At 40.7% G+C, this 18,208-nt stretch carries 12 protein-coding genes; 3 read left to right on the forward strand and 9 right to left on the reverse strand.

The features are described 5' to 3' along the window. Positions 1-181 precede the first annotated feature (181 nt). Complete coding sequence (locus ACYRY3_RS26585) at positions 182-349, forward strand: hypothetical protein (RefSeq protein WP_460204622.1); 168 nt, start codon at positions 182-184, stop codon at positions 347-349. A 7-nt stretch (positions 350-356) separates the two neighbouring features. Here ACYRY3_RS26585 and ACYRY3_RS26590 read toward each other — a convergent pair whose 3' ends face one another. The 5 genes from ACYRY3_RS26590 to ACYRY3_RS26610 all read right to left on the reverse strand — a co-directional run bounded on the left by ACYRY3_RS26590 (position 357) and on the right by ACYRY3_RS26610 (position 5,556). Further along, on the reverse strand, positions 357-1,013 hold the full coding sequence (locus ACYRY3_RS26590) for a methyltransferase family protein (RefSeq protein ID WP_460204623.1): 657 nt from the start codon (positions 1,011-1,013) through the stop codon (positions 357-359). A gap of 92 nt (positions 1,014-1,105) precedes the next feature. Continuing rightward, the gene (locus ACYRY3_RS26595; protein WP_460204624.1) at positions 1,106-2,776 is read right to left on the reverse strand and encodes a phosphatidylglycerol lysyltransferase domain-containing protein; all 1,671 of its coding nucleotides are present in this window, start codon (positions 2,774-2,776) and stop codon (positions 1,106-1,108) included. Positions 2,777-2,864: 88 nt separating this feature from the next. Continuing rightward, on the reverse strand, positions 2,865-3,773 hold the full coding sequence (locus ACYRY3_RS26600; protein WP_460204625.1) for an alpha/beta hydrolase: 909 nt from the start codon (positions 3,771-3,773) through the stop codon (positions 2,865-2,867). Continuing rightward, positions 3,770-4,726: an alpha/beta hydrolase gene (locus tag ACYRY3_RS26605; RefSeq protein WP_460204626.1), complete on the reverse strand. Its 957-nt coding sequence runs from the start codon at positions 4,724-4,726 to the stop codon at positions 3,770-3,772. Before ACYRY3_RS26605 ends, ACYRY3_RS26600 begins: the two co-directional genes overlap by 4 nt. Continuing rightward, the gene (locus tag ACYRY3_RS26610) at positions 4,723-5,556 is read right to left on the reverse strand and encodes an alpha/beta fold hydrolase (RefSeq protein ID WP_460204627.1); all 834 of its coding nucleotides are present in this window, start codon (positions 5,554-5,556) and stop codon (positions 4,723-4,725) included. The genes ACYRY3_RS26605 and ACYRY3_RS26610 overlap by 4 nt, the downstream gene beginning before the upstream one ends. 255 nt (positions 5,557-5,811) lie before the next feature. Here ACYRY3_RS26610 and ACYRY3_RS26615 point away from each other — a divergent pair, with 255 nt between their 5' ends. Next, complete coding sequence (locus ACYRY3_RS26615) at positions 5,812-6,795, forward strand: lysylphosphatidylglycerol synthase domain-containing protein (RefSeq protein WP_460204628.1); 984 nt, start codon at positions 5,812-5,814, stop codon at positions 6,793-6,795. A gap of 328 nt (positions 6,796-7,123) precedes the next feature. On the opposite strand, the gene ACYRY3_RS26620 is transcribed toward ACYRY3_RS26615, so the two are convergent. The 3 genes from ACYRY3_RS26620 to ACYRY3_RS26630 form a co-directional block, all read right to left on the reverse strand. Further along, positions 7,124-9,385: a 5'-methylthioadenosine/S-adenosylhomocysteine nucleosidase family protein gene (locus ACYRY3_RS26620; protein WP_460204629.1), complete on the reverse strand. Its 2,262-nt coding sequence runs from the start codon at positions 9,383-9,385 to the stop codon at positions 7,124-7,126. After that, the gene (locus ACYRY3_RS26625; protein ID WP_460204630.1) at positions 9,385-11,616 is read right to left on the reverse strand and encodes a CHAT domain-containing protein; all 2,232 of its coding nucleotides are present in this window, start codon (positions 11,614-11,616) and stop codon (positions 9,385-9,387) included. The genes ACYRY3_RS26620 and ACYRY3_RS26625 overlap by 1 nt, the downstream gene beginning before the upstream one ends. Before the next feature lie 353 nt (positions 11,617-11,969). Then, complete coding sequence (locus ACYRY3_RS26630; RefSeq protein WP_460204631.1) at positions 11,970-16,292, reverse strand: AAA family ATPase; 4,323 nt, start codon at positions 16,290-16,292, stop codon at positions 11,970-11,972. Between the two features lie 367 nt (positions 16,293-16,659). Here ACYRY3_RS26630 and ACYRY3_RS26635 point away from each other — a divergent pair, with 367 nt between their 5' ends. Beyond that, positions 16,660-17,883, forward strand: coding sequence for a 5'-methylthioadenosine/S-adenosylhomocysteine nucleosidase family protein (locus tag ACYRY3_RS26635; protein WP_460204632.1), 1,224 nt, complete (start codon positions 16,660-16,662; stop codon positions 17,881-17,883). A 51-nt stretch (positions 17,884-17,934) separates the two neighbouring features. Here the strand turns inward: ACYRY3_RS26635 and ACYRY3_RS26640 are convergent, their stop codons facing one another. Then, positions 17,935-18,171, reverse strand: a complete 237-nt coding sequence (locus ACYRY3_RS26640; protein WP_460204633.1) for a DUF6887 family protein — start codon at positions 18,169-18,171, stop codon at positions 17,935-17,937. Positions 18,172-18,208 lie beyond the last annotated feature (37 nt).

Genomic DNA, 18,208 nt, shown 5'->3' on the forward strand with positions numbered 1-18,208 from the left:
ATATAAGTTTAATTTTATACAATATTATTTGTAACATTTAACTTTTATTCCGTCAAAGATTACAAGAGAATACGATTTTTATCCGTACCTCTTAAAGAAGAGATAATCTCAGATTAAAGACAGGATAATCTTTGGAATAACCAGCTTGGAACCCTTATATAGCTTACGATAACGCGGCTAGATGTCCCTAGCTGCATGGGAGGATTTATGTAGTAGCCCTGAAGCGTCGGTGCTGAGAGAACAACACAAACGGTTCGAGCCTCCGGGCTGGCTTACGGACAGCCCGGAGGCATTGCTTGTTTTTGAGCTTGAGCGAGATTCAGTTGTTACTTTTCACCGTGAGAACTAGCGCATTTCTACCAAATAAATGGAATCAACCGAGAGCTAGATTGCTCATACTCTGCATACTCTGGGTATTTGAGAGACATTGCCTGTTCTTTTTGAGATATACGCCAGAGATAGATGACAAAAATGTATCCCGGCACTAAATAAGCCCAAAAGGAGCCAGCTACAACACTAAAACTTAAGTACCGCAGTAAATCTGCAAAGTAATTGATGTTGCGAGAGAAACGCCATATGTTATCGCGCACTAACCCAGCTTTATACTGTTTGGCAGTGAGCTTTTGGACATCGGCAGTAGCATTCATCAAACTGCCAAAAATGTAGAGGACAAGTGCAATAGCAGCTGTTGCCATTGATAAGGGAACGGGATTGATAAATGCTAAGTATCCAGGTAAGACGTAAAAAAACCCTACAATCAATAGTGTAAAAATGAGCGTTCCTACTCCAGCTGGCTCATTAAATATCTTTTGTCGCTCTGGAAAAAACCACTGTTCCAGCAACCACCACAGACAGTAGCTAATATGCAGGCACATATATATAACCTGCCGCCAGTCTTGGATACCGAAAACAACAGCAAAAGCTACCAAACAAACAATTGTCACGATCTTTGCAAAATTAATCGCTTTTAATACAGTCACTCCAGGTTTTTCAGCATTGACAGTGTTTTGCATAATTTATTGCAATAAAATTTGTTAACATTTTCCTAATTTTATATAAAAAAGCGCAATGCTGCTCCCGACGGATCGCTTTACTTAATTTTGAATCAAGCACCTGGAATAAAATAGTCCAAAAGACGATCGCCTGAATCAGCACGAATCAAAGCGACAACAATATCAGGTAAAGTTGCGAGGCCCGGATAAATCAGATAGCGTGATTCCCAACGAGGATGGAACTTGTCCTTATATGCATGCAATCCTTGGAAATTATAAAACCTTTCCAAATGATTGTATAGATAGCGCAAGACTTTTTCTAAGCGTCGAGATTCCTGTGTTTCACCTACTCCAGCAAGAGCCGAAAGACCGATGTTAAATCCATCATAGCCTTGCTCTTTGTAGTGCTGAAACATAGAAATAAACAAAAAGTCCATTGTGCCATTCTCCGCAGACTTTCGATGTCGCATTAAATCAAGAGTGATTTCATTAAGCTGATACTCTGACAATATGTTGGCAAAAGCAACTATTTCACCGTGGGAGGTTTGGACTGCAGCAATTTCACACTGTCGTAGATAATCCTCATCAAACCAACCTAGAGAAAACTTCTTTTCTGAACCTTGTACCATTTGCAGCCATTCATCGCTGATTGTTTTTAACTGACGTAATAAGCCATCGGAGATTGGTGGTTGGAAAAACTTGACCTCGTAACCCTGCTTTGTCATTTTATTAACTGCGGCTCTCAGATTTTTTCCTGCTTTCCCCTGTAAGGTAAAAGTATGAAGATCGACTACTGCCTCTTCTCCTATCTTTAATACTTGAAATCCTAAAGATTTATAGATATCTATGTTATCGGGCAAAGTTTGGTAAAATGCAGGATGCCAATCATTTTGTTGGCAAAAAATTTGGAAACTAGTAATAATTTCTTTGCAATCTTCAGGTGGTCCGATAGGGTCGCCTAAAGCAATCGCACCCCGTCCCTTAGGAACATAAGCGATCGCACTCTTACCAGAAGGGCTAAAAAAGTAACTTTTATCGCTTAATAAAGTCAGTGCTGCTAAAGAAGAGCGTCCATATTTTTCTACAATATCACGTGCCTGTTGCCGTTCTCTCAAGGTTGCGGTATCCCTAAGAAAAACAGGTCTTAATAACATAAATAGTGCATAAGTGATGGTACTTGCAGCAATAATATAAATAGAATCAGCAAAAAAGTCACCAAATCTTGTCTTTGGCTGCAACCCTGCATTATCTTCTGTAAAAAACATTGCCAGAGTTTGACCAATGGCTTCACTCCAGTTAAAGTTTTCCGAAAACTTGCCATCTAATAAGTAAAACCCGATAGTTCCATATGCTAAGGTAAACAACAAAGCACCAAATAAGACTTTTATACCCTGTGCTATGGACGGACGATCCGATCTTGCTTTAAAAAGGTGGCGCATCAAGAGTAATTGCACCAAAAGAACTCCTGATAGAAGACTTTCCTCATAGTCCAATCCCTTAATTAAATGGCTGACAATCGAAATCACGAGCAAAGCAATTGTCAATAACCATGCAACACGTTTTCGACGTAATAAATTAGTTGCAAGTGTCAGCAAAATAAACCCGGTTAGTGCCGCAAAGATATGACCACTAGCACGAATATCAAAGGGAAAAAATTCCTTTAACCAGTTTGTGCGAGCGTGCAAATTAGGAGTCACGGCTGACACTAAATTGACCACTCCGACCAAACCTGTCAAGAGCGCTGCACTCCAAAGTCCAATCCGATTTTTTAAATCAGTAGTCATTGTTAGTGGTTAGTAGTTAATGGTTGGTTGTTAGTAGTTAGTGGTTGGTTGTTAGCGGTTATTAGTTATTGGTTATTGCTACTAAATACTAACTCCTAACCAATTCTTTATTAAACTGTGCCCCTACATAGGATAGCGAATCTTTGAGGTGCTTGTGAAAATAGTTCCAACCGACATCCGGACCAGATAAACCGTGCCCTCCAGGGAAGGCATAAAAGACGTTTTGTATACCTAATTTATTTAAAGTTACCTGGAAGGCTTTAGTAGAGGCAAGTAAATTAGTGTCATTTTGACCGGCATCCAGATATATTCTTAATTTCTTTTTATCCTGGACTGGTAACTGTTGCACAATTTGTTCGGGACTGTTTTGAGGACCGCTATCATCAGTAAAATACCCGCTATGGCTAAACAAAATATTAAAATTATCGAGATAGCGTAACCCGATATTAAACGCTCCCCATCCTCCAGAAGATAGACCTCCTATTGCCCAAAACTTAGGGTTGTCTAAAGTACGGTAGCGTGACTTCACAACTTGTACGAGTTCCGAACCAATCAAAGTCCCCAATTTACCGTTAGGTCCATCATAATAATCAGGGTCGAACAAAGGGCTTGAACCCCGTTTATCATTTCCATCTGGTGTAATCACGATTGATGGCGGTAGTTTTCTATTTTGGTAGAGTTCGTGTAAGACATTAAAGATTGCATATTTATCATAGTAAGCACGGGCATCATCATGACCTCCATGTAGAAGGAAGATGACTGGATAGCGCTTTTGGGGATTTGTGTTATAGTTCGGGGGTAAAATCACGCCGTACTGTCTTGCTGTACCCATTGCCTGACTGTTAAAAGTTTTTAACTGAAAACTCAGTCCAGTATCCGCCTGTTCTTGTGGTGGGTCGAATTGTGGCGCACCTAGTATGAATACATACCAGTAACCTACTGCAGTTAGAATGGCAAATGAACTGACAACGCCAATTAAGACTTTAGATAACTTCATGGTTTCTTAAAACCTAAATTATCAGGTGCTTGTTGTATTGCTAAAATTTTAAACTGCTCCCCTACAAATGTTAACGAATCTGCTAAATGTTCGCGCCAGTAACTCCATGTATGGCTTCCGGGAAACTGTCGAAATATATGATAAATTTTTTCTTCGATTAAAACTTGACTAAATTTTTTAGATTCGTCAAGTTCTTCATCGGATTTTCCCGTGTCTAAGTATACTCGTAAACGTTTTTGAGCTTGAGGGGAAATGGTTTTGATATAAGAGATTGGGCTGTTTTCCGGTCCACTCTTATCCTGAAAGTAACCACTATGACTGAATAAAATCGAGAAATTATTCAAGTTATGCAATCCCACATTCACTGCACCCCAACCTCCAGAAGATAATCCACCTATTGCCCAGAAATTTGGGTTTGGTAGTGTACGATAACGGTCTTTAACGACTTTCACAAGTTCGTCACCAACTGCTGTGGAAACCTGTCCGTGAGGACCATCAATATATTGGGGGTCCCAGTAAGGGCTAGAACCACGTTTATCGTTACCATCTGGTGTGATGATAATACTAGGTGGCAACTTACCTTGTGCATAAAGTTGCTGTAGTGTCGTTAAGGCATTTCCCTTTTTCTCTTTAAACCAATCGTAAGGATCTCCATGTCCACCGTGAAGGAGGAAGATCGCAGGATAGCGTTGATTTGGATGTTCCTCATAGCCAGGAGGTAAAGAAACGCCGTAGGTACGATTTCCCCCCATCGCCTGACTACTATAGGTTTCAATTTTATACGTTAAAGGGTTCGCTAAGTCACTATCAGTTGGCTGTGGTGGAATTGGTAAAGCTGGCGTTTGCGGAATTACCTGTTGGGGTGTCTGTGCTTTAACATCTCTTAAGTTATTACAACTTGCTAGAGTAAGTAGTGAAGCTAGCAGTAAAATATTAGTTTGTTTGTGGTTCATAAGGAGTAAACTTGCTCTTGTAAATAATTGGTAATAGCGCGGTTTACCGACTCCCAACACTCTGCCATGACCAAATGTCCTGCTTTATCAAAGTGCAAGTGAGTGGAATTGACGAAACATCGTGCTAATTCGTCTCCCATTTGGCGCGTAAACATTGGGTCAAGACCCCCAGTAATGACTAAGACAGGAATGTGCAAATTCTTAGGTGAAGGGTAACGTGTAAAAAAGTCGTATCCCCAGAAAATTTCGAGGGCTTTGTACGCTTGGAAGTCTTTTGGTGCTGGATTTTCTGCAAAAAACTGTTCCATAACGCTGTGGCGGTAAGAGGTCGATAACAAGTTGGAGATTTTTTGTACCGCAGGCAAATAATAGAGATATCTGCCACCCCAAGCGAAAAACTTTATCAGCGGAATTTCCCACCAAGGTGCTAGGTTGTGAGTTCCACCTGCGATCGCAATTATGCCACTGACGGAGTTATGTTGAGCAAATTCCAAACCAAGAGGAACGCCGTAGCTGTGGCAGCACAATACTGGTGAGTGAATGTCAAATTTGTGTAATAATCTTTGTAAATCCCGACGGTGCCGCCCAATGGAATAGCGAGAGTAAGGGCTAGACTGTCCGTGTCCCGCCAAGTCGTAGGCTAAAACTTCCCAACCCTGGTTTTGAGCGAACTCATACTGACAACGAAAGTTGAAGCGGTTACCTGTTCCTCCATGAAGAAAAACGACAGTGGGGTTTCTTCCCGGACTGTAGCACACCTGCAAATGCACTCCCCGCCTCAGGTGAATTGTAGAACCAGCTAAGGCATCTAGAAAAGAGTCATTGGTCATTGGTTACTTAATCATTGAGTTAGCAATTGTTAATATTTTGTATACAATGTCTCTACAGAGTCAGGCGTTTATTCCTGAAGTTCATATACTATCTGTGTTATGGGATGAAAAATGGTGTGACTCCGGTAATCGCACCATTTGAGTAAATGGACTCTTCAACAATAGATCGAGAAAGTAAAGAAGTCGGAAACAATTGAAGATGTGCTCTAAACGATTGCGACTATTGGGGAATAGCCAACATTAACACTCTATTTTATGAGCAAAAAACTCCAACTCAACCTCAGTTCCCTATTCAGCTTAGTGCTTCTGGTCGTCTGCCTGTGGGCGATCGCAAGCGAACTCCGTGAGTATAATTACCGTGATGTCTTCCAGGCTTTAGCAAGAATACCCAAACAACGCTTAAGTTTGTCGATTTTATTGACAGCTTTAGGCTATGTAGTCATGGTCGGGTACGATATTTTAGGCTTTAGCTATATTGGTCGTTCCCTGAACTGGACAAAAGTTGCCTTCACAAACTTCATTAGCTCTAGTTTCAGTAATACCATAGGTTTTGCGCTGCTAACCGGTAGTGCAATTCGCTATCGTTTCTATTCATCCTGGGGAATCTCGGCACTTGCCATTGCTCAAGTTATTGCCTTCGCCAATTTCACGTTTTGGTTGGGAATGTTTGCTGTTGCTGGAATTATGTTCCTCACCAATCCTCTCAAAATTCCCGCTCAACTACATTTGCCTTTTTTGACTGTGCGTCCTGTTGGTATTCTTTTCTTACTACTGGTGGGTGTTTATCTGTTGGCGAGTTTCTTTATTAGAAAACCAATTCGCATGCGATCGCCTTTGGCGCAAGCTGCACCCAGCTTATCGCAAGAGTTTCGCTTTCCATCTTTCAGGATATCCTTAGCCCAAATAGTTGTTTCCAGCTGTGACTGGATGTTGGCAGCAGCAGTTCTTTACATTTTGCTTCCTCCCAATTCACCATTCTCCTATTTTGATTTCTTAGGTATCTATTTGCTAGCTATGGTTGCTGGTGTCGTCAGTAACGTTCCTGGAGGTTTAGGAGTTTTTGAAACCGTTATTTTGCTAATATTATCTTCTCACGTTTCTGGAGTATCAGTTCTAGGTTCAATGCTTGCTTATAGAGGAATTTACTATTTTTTACCAACACTTATAGCAGGGGGAATGCTGGGATGGTATGCACTTAGACACGGCACTAAAACATTATCAAATAAAAGTAATAATTAAGACCAACATATTCATTCATTATAATTATTGATTTATGAAATGATTTACAAGGTAGGTTGGGTTTCGGTCCTCAACCCAACATTTAATCAAATTGTTAATGTCCTACCTACATCTGACTCAAATTCTTGATATCGTACCTCAAACCCCAAATGTTTGTAGGGTGGGCACTGCCCACCATTTGTTATGCGACATAACCCTACCTACATCAAATCAAATTGTTAATGTCTTACCTCAACCTCCAAATGTTTGTAGGCTGGGCACTGCCCACCATTTGTTATGTGGCATAGCCCTACCTATATATTTAGTGAATCACCTAGAGGTAAGAGAATCATAATGAAATTTTTTTCAACCCATTTAAGACAGTTGATTGAGATAACACATAATTCACTAATGAAGCAGCTGCAGCTGAGGCTAAAGCTTGATGCTTGCCATTTTTTTTCCCATCTGCCCAATCACAAATAGATTTAACTAAAATCCATGCTGTACCCACACGTCCTGATGCCGCACAAAGACCCGCTCCTTCCATTTCTCCACCAATTGCGTCTGGAAAAGTCTGAAAAAGCTTTGCTTTGAAGTCTGGGTTATCTACTAATTTTTCACCCGACAGAATAGAACCAATAATAACCTTAGAATATGAACCATCAGGACGTAAAAATTTCCAATTTTGGGAATTTTCAAACCGATTAAGTAGTATCGTATTACTAGGGGGAATACTGCCCCGATACATTATCTCCTCTCCGATGCGTTGTTGTTCATAAGAAATTATTTTGGCAGCAACTAATACATCTGCAATTTTTTGTGTTTTTGCATCTTTTCCAAATGCAATACCAACCATAATCACCGCCTTCGGCTGCCATAGACGTTGAGCTTGCTCTGTTGCTAGAATAACTGAACCTTCTCCAATTGAACCCATACGGCATTTAGTAACAACCGCTGCAAAAGCCCCAAATTTTCCTAAATAATATGTCTCTGCGCCTGAGTAAAGTAACCGCACTTTCTTTTGGGGAGAAAAAGGTTTGAGATAGCGTGTTACTGACTTTAATTCTACATCTGTTGCAGTGATAATAATAACATCAACTATTTCTCTATAATTTTCTGACTCTTCTTGAGTCATTATTTTAGTTTCTGGAAGAGTTTGAATAAACCAAGGTTGTTCTTCTTCGCGATACTCTAGTAGTTCTTGTTCAGAATTAGACGGGATAGAGCCACTGTCAGAAGGGACAGTAATTATCTGTTGATTGGTTTGTATCCTTAGTAGGTCACAAGCAACTCCGTTCATGACAGACTCAATTATGAGTTTATTAAAAAAGACAGGAGACTGTGATGTCAGCTTGCTTAGGTCTTTAATCCATTGCTTCAAAGAGCTTTGTACTACATTTTGTAACTCAATCAAAATAGTTTCTCTTTGTTTGCGCTCCAGCATTATCTCTAACAAACAAACTAATTCAGCATTACCTGAATGCACCGCAAGATAGACTAATTCCTCAATGCATTCAGCTAAAGCTTTAGCATTCATTGGACTTTTTAAAACATTTTCTAAATTCTCAACTCGTTCTAGTAAACTCTTTCTAAGTAAGGTAGATTTAGACATATCTACCTCTATTTCTGCTTGGGTCATGACAAATGCCAGATGAACAGGAGACCGCCAAGTTAATTTGCGGTGTTTAAGCCTGAGAAAACCTCCCCAAAATGCCTCTTGCCAGATGGTTAAATCGGAAAATTTAGGAATTTGTGGACATTCAAAATCTAATTGGCAGTTTGGAAATGCTTTAGTAGATTCTACAACTAAATTTTTCACAGCTTGTTGAGCATTACCAGACAAGGAGTTCCAACTGTTTTCCAAGGGACCGAAACAACTGGATAAATCTTCAAAATCTTCTACTTCTTGATAAATTAATTCAACCAGAGAAGGAACTCCATCAGCTAAGTCTCTTAATTTTACTGCTTGTTCAATTCCAATTTCATCAAATCTCCCTTGAACTTCCCTATAAGATAGTCCCTGAATAAAATATCGTTTTGCAATATTGAAAGGGGATTCTAAATCAGAGGGTTTATGACAGCAAAGATTCCATAAACGAACGCCTCCAACTACCAGAAATCGCAGTTTTTCACCACCTAAGTTAGGAATTCCTATTTGCTTATGGTATTCGCGCAGTAACAGTAGTAAGTCTTTTAATGGTTGCTCTGAAACATCAGCTAAAGCATGTAAAACAATAACCAAATAATTGGAATCTGAATTTTTTCCCAAGATATCTAAAGCACTTCTGAGGCGAAAGATAACAGGATATTCTGCCTCTTGCTCAAGCATTTGCCGAATTTTGTTGGCTAACTCTGGTTGCGGGGAAATTTGGGTAGATGCATCAATTACGTTGTTGAGAAATATCTCCATGAACTGTTCACTGTTTTGAATTCCTTGTGGAAGAGCTACCGCAAGGAAATTCATACCAGGTAAAGGAGACTCTTTCCTGGTTATTAGGTTAACCAATGTTCTACTACCACTACCACGTTGCCCTAACAAGGCAACATAATCTGATTTTAGAATTTCACATAAATCTTTTCGTAACTGTAGGCGCTCAATTAGGGTTGGCATTAACCTGCCCTCTCTTTATCTAATTTTGATTCCAAAAGGGATTCAGGGTCATTAGCTTTTATAGCATCAACTAAATAACTAGATAATACGCAGTAATGACCATTTCTTAATTTTTGTAAGACACCAAATCTTCTAAGAAAATCCAATGCTCTATCGAGTTGCTCCCTTTTTAAATCAATTCCATGTTGTTGGAAAACTTTAGTAATATCTGTTCTTTGTACCTCTCCTTTCATAGCAGTTAAGACAGTAATCGCCATAGAATCCCATGTTTGACCATATCTGTAATGCTCAAACACAATATCCAGAAAATCAGGAAATTGCTCAACCTCTTCAATCGCTGCATCACTGATTTCCGATGCACCACTTTGACGAAGACCATCTAGCAGTTGAAGACAAAACTCTTGGATTAAGACTGCCACACCTGCTGTACCTTTATAAATACGATTTGCTTGAACATCAGACACATCAAATCCCAATAATTTCATAGGTCTCTGAATCAAGTCTGTGGCAGCTTCTTGTGTGAGTCCTGTCAGTGTAATTTCTTCTGCAAAATTGCGAAATGGTCCACCTTCTATGGCAATTGCTTCCCGCAGTTTGGCATGTCCTGCTAGAAAGAACTCACAGTAACCTTCATTTTGCAATGCCCGCATTGTCTGTCCTAAATTTGCTCCGGTTGTTAGATCCTCCTGAATCATTCTGTCTACTTCATCTAACAGAAAGACGAGGCGGCACTCCTGCTTATTTTTACTGTAGCTTTTCAAAACTAAAGACCAATCTTCTAGAGCCATTCCCGTTGAAGACTCTTTACCCAACGGATCTAATGTGTCTTTAAAGAAGGACTTGAAACCGAAAAAAGTCAGTGGACCAATGACCTTACACGACCGTTGCTGCAATTTCTCCTTAAGCTTCTCCAAAAAGGAGGTTTTGCCACTGCGGTGAGCACCAATAATAATTCCCCCTCTTTGATCGCCACTCGTTATGCGTGCCAGTTCATTCTCACGTCCAAAAAAGAGTTTAGCAATCCCCCTGGTTTTATAGGGTAGCATACCCGGTAAAGCGACTACGTTGATTTGCCCAAATAAAAACCTAGCTAACCAGACAAGTAGCTCGTTTTCTGGGGTTGCAATCATTTCCATCAAAGACGAGGAACTCAACCAAATAACTTGCAATGGCGTTAGTCCATAAGAGCAAGTATCGGTGACTGAGGCAAAAATTAAGAAAGCTCCATCTCGTTGTTGAGTAATTTGTTTGAGTTGGTTATTAAGTGTAGGATTGGTTTCTTGACACAAATAAAAAATTGCATTTTGTGTGGGAAGTTGCAGACCAGTTGAGGGAAGAGAGATTTCCCAAAGACTTCCATTGGGGAAGTGTGGAGATGAAATGGGAGTTGAGTCTGTAGCCCCCATCCGCCGCATAATTGCCAGCGCTAATTGCTGATAATTTCGGATAGATTCATGACTAACAGCTAAACCAATCTCTTTAATATCTTCAACTCGTGTTTCAACGGCTTCTAAATCATCGTCCTTAATTCCCAAAACTGAGCGCAACCACTCCAATCTACGACGAGTTTCCTGACTGAGTGGGTATTCTTGCTGTACTGCTTTTGAAAATTCTTCTTCATACCGCTTTAGAGCTTCGTCATATCCTTCTAACTTCAGTTCACCCTTCTTCACAAGAATTGGAGTTAAGAATTCTGACAAACCTCTGAGTGAAATCTCAACACAGCCAAATTCGTAAGCTTCCTCTATAGAAGATCCAGCAGCTAACGCGTTGTAAAAACCAGTTGCAAACTCTAAAGCAGCAAAGTCGCTTATCTCTTGACTAATGCCAATTACATAGGGAATATGTTGCGCGATCGCCTCAGCTTGTACTTTTGAATAACAACCATTGAGCAGCACACATTCCACCAAATCAGCAAACAATTGAAATAACCCTTCCAAAGCCTCAGGGCTCACTAACTTTGTTTGTCCTGTTTCATCCTCAAGGATAAGTCCGTTCTCTTCTGACCCATGTCCGGAAAAATGAATAATCGTTGGTTGATGGTTTAACAATCCACGACGCAAATCATCAACTCGTACTGCCCACTTAGTGACGACTTCCAATTTTTCTCGCTCTTTCGATCTTTTGTGCGCTGCTACAATTTCCCGAACCTCTTCATCCAGCCGTAGTCGATTAGTGCTTGTAGGATTGGCTGCTACAATCAGAATTTTAATTGGTTTTTTAATCTTCATAAAAATTAATTTTTTAATTAATTTGACTTTTCGACTAGTAAAGTTTTTTCAATATAAGACTTGTGCATTGATAGCAAGCTGGATCTATGATTTTAAGCCCATCTTCTGTATTAACTTTTTTATAGCGATGCTTAGTGGGATATCATTATCTTAATGATACTAATATTGTCTGTGAGTTTGGTTTATTGTCTATATAACTTACTTCATCTGGTTAAGCTATGATTCCGGAACCCAAGCAATCCTAAATCCCCTAGAGAAGTTGAGCAATGGACCCAATTTCTTCAAGAAAGCGGGTTTCTGAGGTCTCACAATTCTCGTAAATCAGATATAGCGATATTGTCACATTACGGTATTTATCTTAGTCTTGGTCTTTTTCTCGCAGTAAAGAAAACTGCTTGAGTAGGTTGTCTATCAACATCAAGTATGTCAAGAGCAGCGCGTGCTTCTCTTAAATTGAGAGAAATTAATTTTTCAAATATACATAATCCAATTTCACGATAGGGTTGCAGGTGCTGACGATGTAGTGTTATGGAGATATTTGTTAGTTTTTCTGCTTGTAACGGTAAATTGCTACTTGAATTATTTATCTCTGAACTAGCAGCTTGCAGAATTGCTTGACAAACTTGCGATACTAATTCAAGTTCCCCAGCCGTTAAAGGTTCTAGCAAATCGACCAAATAATAAGCCGCTTCAAGCAATACAGGGGGGTTATTAGATACTGCTTGAATAATCTGCCTCATTTCTGGATTGGGTTTGAAGTCTTTTCTCTGCCAGCGAAAGATACTGGCTACAGCAGTTTGAACAAAATTTGAGGAATATGAACTGAGAGTACAAAGTATGTTTGTAGCGATTTTTCTACAATTTTTTTGACCCCAATTATAACTTGCTGCATAAGCTAAACCGAGAAGAATATCTTCATCATTCTTATCAGCTAGATGGCGGTTAATTTCTTCCTCCGACCAAGTATCTTTGTGATGACAGTAGTAGATGAAAAGTAATTCCCCGTATGCTTGGCGACAGAAAGCAGAACTATCAGCTAAAAGTTTCTCCAGCCATCCCTGTACTTTTTCCTGAGGCTCAAACCATCTAATGTCCCTAGCAATAGCCTTTAATGCAGGTTGGTGACGCAATATCGCGGGACATTTCTGGATAACTGCATCATAAAGCTGTGTAGCTTGTTCTAGATTTCCCTTGAGAAGTATCGGCATATACCTTAGTGTTAGAACCCAAATAGTTGGGTGGTTTTCTCGATTTAGCTGACTTTCAATAACGCGTGCCCAATTATCCAAATCAGGAGGTTGTTGATATGTGTAGCCAACAGCGATCGCGGACAAAATGACAGCACGACCTTGTTGTAAGGAGAAGTTACCACTAGCACCCAACAAAATTGGTTCCTTTCGTGACTGAGTTTCGTTTTGTTTTGCTTCTGGTTCTGTGAAAACTGGTTCAGGCTCATTAGCCAGCCAATCTTCCAATCGCGTTAGGATTGCTTGAGGAAGACAGCGATCGCGCTGAGCACGTTTTCCCAAAGCAATGGCTACTTCCCTACGAAAGTTTCCTGATGAAAACCCTCGATTTTCAAGATTTTCAATTAGATTTATTAAATCAGTGGTGGAAAAGTCTGTGTCAACTAACCCTGCTATCGCAGCACCTGCATAAGTTTCGTGTTGACCGGATTTGAGATATTGAAGTAAGTTAACTACCCGCTTGGGTTGTCTCTGAGCTAATTTACTGAACTCACGAGACAATTCTACAGCACCCCCTGCACGGGAAAGGTCATCAAGCCATTCTCGTTTTGGGTCATCCCATGCTGTTGCATCTGGTAGTAAATCGAATAGCCGCAATATATCTTCATCAGAAGCGCGAGCCATTTCATCTACTGTTATACGAGAGCCAATAAAGTCAGCAGAAATATGGCTTACGTAATCATCAGTGTCAGGCAAAGCACGTTCTTCCTCTTCCTTCAGTCGCTTCGTCTTAGCACTTAAACAACTACTAGGGAATGAACGCAAAAGCCGCAATCGGTCTTGACGCTGCCATTTTAAAAATTGTAATCGTTTCTTAGCTGGCAATTCTGAAGGGAAATGCTTGTAATGCTTAAAAGTTACTACTAATGCTTCCAGACGTGCTTGGTCTGATGGTTCTAGGTAAGGACAAACTGACGTTATGAGTTGTTTTGTCTCTGTGTAGTAATTTTCAAAATGTCCTAAATTTAAACGTCTTGAGTCCCCAATCAAATATTCCAGGACCCGTTGTGGTTCTTGACTGGCTATTTGTTCCAATCCACGAGCTAGCAAACGATGAACGATTTTTAGGTCAGAATCCACATTTTTATCCAAAAAATTCAAAAAAGCCCGAACATCTTGCTTTGCTAACTCTTGTATCGCAACTAGTAAGGCTAGCACTACAGGACTAAGTTGCCATCTTTCTTCAAAGCTGCTACTCGTAGCCCTATCATCACGATAGCCCACAACGAACGGATGTTCTGCATCTGCAATCAGATTGACAACGTTGAGAAACCAAGACCATGTGGAATCGAGAAAAGCTTTCGGTGTTTCTGCTGCAAGGGTTTCCAAGTTGTCAATATCTGGCTTGTTTTCAATTAAATGTTTTAGCGGGTTAAGTGGATCGTTCATGTAAGCATGAATTTGTCTTTGTGCTTCATCTGCATCTGGTGGCAATTCTGGTAATGCTTTATTTACCTCTTCTAAAGCCTGCTCTAACAACCGAGCCAAGTGAGCACGTAAAACCTTGGGAGCCAATTCTGGGTTATTTTCTGCTACTTGCTCCATCAGTGCAGATATTTGCCATGGCTCGGTCATGGAACGCCGTACTACCGTAATAGCAACGTTGACGGCTTGAGGAGTCCATTGTTCAATATTTAGCAGAACGCTAAGAGTGAGAGAATCGTAAGTAGAATCGCTCAGCCAGCAATCCTCAAGCACTTCTAACACATCCTTAGTTGCGAAACGCACAGCTGCTTTAAGAACTGGTACACAGTAAACAGCTTTCTGAGGGGATTTATCCAACCACTGCCTAAAACTCTCATGGTATTGCAGGCGAGAGAACCAACCAGGGCTACCAACGACGGTGGCTAGTATCCTTGGTGCTTCAGTTTCTGAATTTAGCAGGGGTAAGAGCAGATGAGCTTCTGTATTGTCGGGGTCTTTTTGTCCACCTACAAATTCAAGCAACAAAGTACGGATGTGGAGTCTTAGCTCAGACTGTAGCAATTTTTGTATCTCTTGATGATACCGAGCCGGAGATGTAGCACGCAAATAACTCAACCCACTTAGGAAAACGGGACGCACGAAAATACCGTCTTGTCGTTGCAGAACATAGTCTGCTAAGGAGGAACCACGGGCAAAATTACGGGCAAGCGTATGATCGTAGTAGGTCTGATGTCGGAAACTAATGGTTAAACCGTCTGGGCTTCGTGTCAAAATTCCAGCTTGTTCCAGCGCTTGACACGCTAATGGGTTAGTATCTTCAGCTAAAGCAGTTGGTAACCAGAATTCTTCATCATCACTCATACGATCGGCAAGTAGCCCTAGCAACTCAAGGCGGTTTGGTGGTTCGTCTGAATTTAGTACACGCTTTTCCCACAACTTATTGAGCAAACTCTGCAAGGAATTAAATACTTCTCCTGGTGCTGCAACGTCCAGAAAGAGTTTTAAATGAAGGGGAGTTTGCAACAACTCGCGTAAAGATTGTCCCATGCTTTCAGGATAGTGACCTGCTTCAGTCAGAAGAGGCGCGATTTGCTCCCAAGTAGGAACTTGTAAATCCATCCTTGCTGCATTAATGCAAGATAACCTTATATCATGGCGAAATTCAAATTCACGCGAGGTAGCTATGATATGCACGCCTTGCGTTCCAGAAAGAGATTGGATGAGGTTTAATAAAATATTCAGTCTTTCAGATTGCCGATCTAGTAACTCAGAAACAGCATCAAGCTGGTCTATTAAAAGTACAACTGTTTCTTTTTTAGCCAGGTTTCTAATTGCGTGATTTGGGTTGAAGCTTAAGTGAAGCTGAGTGCATAAATCCTCCAGTGTATTGACTCCTCGCCCCAGTTGGTCAGCCTTAATTGCCCAAAGGGCAACGTTTTGATTAACAAAATAATGACCCAGACTTGCAAGCAATGCAGATTTTCCAGTACCAGGAGCACCCAAAATCAGCGTGGTAGAACTCTTTTCTTGTTGGATTAGATTCAGCAATTGCTCAAACTCAGCACGCTCAATCTGCTGATTACGACCAAGCGTCCTTTGCCAGTTTAGCAGTCCCTGTGATGCAGCAAGAAGTTCTTGCCGTAAGTTCTCAAAGTGGTTTCCTTGTGATGATACATTTGCTACTTGTGCCAAGGCTGACTGCACAGCATCATGAAGGGTTGCTAGCTCACCATGTCTTGCATTACGCTCATCATATCTATCTCGCAAAGTAGCTAAAAGAATTGCCAGGGCTGGCTCACCGCTATCTGTACGTTTTTGGCGCAAATCATTGATACAGAAGTCTACTCGCTCGCTGGCATGACGCGCACTTCTCAGTTCATATTGGAATGGGAAGAGTTCACCGATACCAAAAACTGTACGCAAATAATCGTCGCTCTCAAACTCTTCGCATCGTAAGAGAACGGAGCGACATTGGTTGTGCAGTTCAGCTGGTAATCCTCCCATAATCAAGTCAATAACAAATTACACTGCTCAAGAAACTCGACGAGACCAATATAACCCATGATAGAACTCTTGTACCAGCTATGATTGGTATTATCTCTAAGCTAAGTAAGTCGGTGTAAACATTCGTTACTGTTACTGCTTAGTAGTTGCGATGCATGCGCTAAAGCGCTACTACGAGCCAAATTTAGAAATTTTACTTTTCATTACATAGTTTGGTTTTTCTCACTGACTTACTTACACCACTTATTAAGTTTATCTTTTGCCTACTCCTGTCTGTTTCTGTTATTAGCTTGCATAGCCTTAGTACAGCCAGAATACCCTAAATAACAATGCTATCTTAGAACTTAAAAACTATATTATGGTCGCTATGCCCAATCACTTCTACACTCGTTGTCGTAATGTTCTTTTGCGGTGCGAAGAATTCGATACCAATGCCAAGCTAGGTGCAATCTTCATAACCGAAAAGCTGTACCCTTTCCGTTCGGGGCTACCAGAAGCTACAAACAGAAATGAGCGGGTCGATTTGTGTTTGAGCTATCTGCGACAGAAACGCCACAGTAGTGGAGAAGCGATATTTCCCATTTTCTTAGAAGTATTGCGCGATCGCTATCCAGAAGGAGATGCATTGCGTGAGGAACTGACCAAGTGTCTGGAAGAAGCAAAGCAAATCTGGAAAACGGAAAAGAGTAGTTTGCCCCCCAGCCAAGAAATAGTGAATCCATCTATTTCTCCTGAAGAAGAATTTGAATATGAGATTGAAGAGCAACCTTGGTACGCACCCAATCTTCCAGAAACCCAAGAAATTGATGAAAATCAATGTCAGTTACTCAAGCAGGAAATTGATGTTGTCATTATTACTGCCACAGATGTAGAACTGAAAGCGGTAGCAAAGTTGCTCAAGCCATATCCTAAGAGGAAAAAAGTTTTACTGGCATATGTTGGACCCGAAACCTACTATTTAGGAAAATTCGGTGAGTACAATACTGTTGTTACCAAATGTCGCATGGGATCGATTGGCGAGGGTTCAGTTATTCTAGCAACCGAGCAAGCACAGCGTTTGTGGAGTCCCAAAGTAGTTATCATGGTTGGGATTGCTTTTGGAAAAGACCCAAACAAACAAAACATAGCAGATGTACTGGTTGCTTCCCAGATTATCTCCTACGAACAGCAACGCCTCGGGGAAGAAATTGTTTATCGCGGTAGCATTCCACCAAGTAACACAACTTTGCTGAATCGTTTTGAGAACGTTCAAAACTGGAAGTTTGCTCGTCCCGACGGTTCACATTGCAGCCTGATTATTGGTGCGGTTCTGTCTGGGGAAAAGTTAGTTGACAATCCGAATTTCAAAGCTCAATTATTTAAGCAATTTCCACAAGCAGTGGGAGGAGAAATGGAAGGGGCTGGACTCTGTGCTGCATCTGGGCGTGTAGGTACAGCATGGATTTTAGTCAAGTCTATCTGCGACTGGGGAGATGGAAAAAAACACAAAAAGTACCAGCCTTTGGCAGCGGCTTCGGCAGCTTCACTGGTGCATTATGTATTGTCTCAAAAAACTGTACTCAATTCAATTCAGAAGCCCGGAGGTAAGTAGATTGTTTCAAATAAACTTTCATACGTTGTTCTTACAACAGTAGGGACTGCACTATTCACTCTGATTATTCTTCTCTTGTTTGACTCTTTGGGCGATCGCTTCTTCAATTAACCGATTATTCTCTTCTATAGGTTGATCATCTTCAGTAAACATTGACGGATATATAACTGCTTCTGAGTCGGGGGTACGGCGACTAAACAGAATTTCTACTGCTTCTATATCTTCCCGATGAGCCAGGACATACGCTCTCAATTCTTTTGTAGACATTTCTGCAAAATTAGGTTTCATTTACAAATCTCCAAGTTCCATCACGAAATATAAGGAT

It is taken from the genome of Scytonema sp. NUACC21 (assembly GCF_054684315.1).